General features: G+C 63.4%; 1 protein-coding gene and 1 pseudogene. One reads left to right on the top strand and one right to left on the bottom strand.

Features of this window, described 5'->3' with window-relative positions:
• Positions 1–214, bottom strand: a pseudogene (locus EOA27_RS36660) (FAD-binding oxidoreductase); the annotation flags it as partial.
• A gap of 254 nt (positions 215–468) precedes the next feature.
• Between EOA27_RS36660 and EOA27_RS36655 the strand changes: the two are divergent.
• On the top strand, positions 469–1,356 hold an 888-nt coding region (locus EOA27_RS36655; protein ID WP_127258741.1), incomplete at its 3' end, for a Xaa-Pro peptidase family protein.

The raw sequence follows: 1,356 nt of genomic DNA, 5'->3' as shown, positions 1-1,356 counted from the left end.
CGATGCCGAGCCCAAGCTCGTTGCACAAGCGCATCAGAGCCTGGACTTCGCCGACCGAGCCGGGCCGCAGCACGGCAAGCGCTTCGCCGCGATAATCGCCCGCCCAGTCGCCCAGATATTTCGCCATTCCAGCCGGCTCGGCGGCAATGCCGTTTCGGCCGACGGCGCCTTCCATGGCGCTGAGTATTTCCGGCGAGAGGCGATCAACGGTCATGGAGATTTATGTCTTGATATCAGGTGATACATATCATCCTACAACTTAATTCGAGTCAATCGCTCTTTTGTTCGGCGAACAGGTCATCGGCTCGTTCAAGGCAGGTGGAACTGACCACGGCGGCTGGCAAGCCGAGACTGCTCGGTAGGCCCTGCCTATGCACCGTCCTGGCCGATTGTCGTCGCTCAAAACCACCGCAATGGTAGGACGATAGGGCTTCGTCCCCGACCAGATCGATCCGATGAGGAGAAAAGATGATTGAACCGCCTTTTGCCCGCGCAGAGTACCAGCGGCGGCTCGGAAAAATCCGCGCCGAGATGGCCAGGCGAGGCATCGAACTCCTGATCGTCAACGACGTCGCCAACCAGCACTACATCACCGGCTATGACGGCTGGTCGTTCTACACGCCGCAGGTCGTGCTTGTTCCCATCGAGGATGCCGAGCCAGTCTGGATCGGCCGCGCCATGGATGCGGCTGGCGGGCTGCTGACGGCCTGGATGAAGCCGGAAAACGTCGTCGGCTTCCCGGAGGACCATGTCCAGCGCGCCGACCGGCATCCGATGGACTGGATCGCGGCCTGGATCGTCGCCAAGGGCTGGGGCAACCGTCCCATCGGCATCGAGCTCGAAGCCTATTATTTTTCGCCAAAGGCGCATGCGCGGCTCGTCGCCGGACTGCCCAACGCCAAATGGCACGACGCCGACCTGCTCGTGAACTGGATCCGCGCGGTCAAATCGGCGCCGGAAATCGACTATCTGCGCAAGGCCTCGAAACTGGCAGAAGCGGCGGTCGCGCGGGCCTATGACGTCATTGCGCCGGGTGTGCGCGAATGCGACGCGATTGCTTCCATCCAGGCGGCGCAGATCGCCGGCAGCCCGGATTTCGCCGGCGACATCACGGCGCTGCCGCCGACGATCCTCGGCGGCGAAAACGCTTCCGCCCCCCACATCATGTGGAGCGACCGGCGTTTCGGAAAGGACGAAACTATCGCGCTGGAACTCGCCGGCGTCTGCCGCCGCTATGCCGCAGGGCTTGCCAGGACCATGCAGCTCGGCAAGACGCCGACCCGCGTCGCGGACACGGCAAAGGCTGTGATCGAGGGCATGGATGCGGTGCTCGACACGGTACGGCCGGGCACGACC

Source organism: Mesorhizobium sp. M2A.F.Ca.ET.037.01.1.1, from assembly GCF_003998075.1.
In the GTDB taxonomy this organism is placed as follows: domain Bacteria; phylum Pseudomonadota; class Alphaproteobacteria; order Rhizobiales; family Rhizobiaceae; genus Mesorhizobium.
Note: the sequence above shows the minus strand (reverse complement) of the source record. Positions and strands in the feature narration are given on the sequence as shown.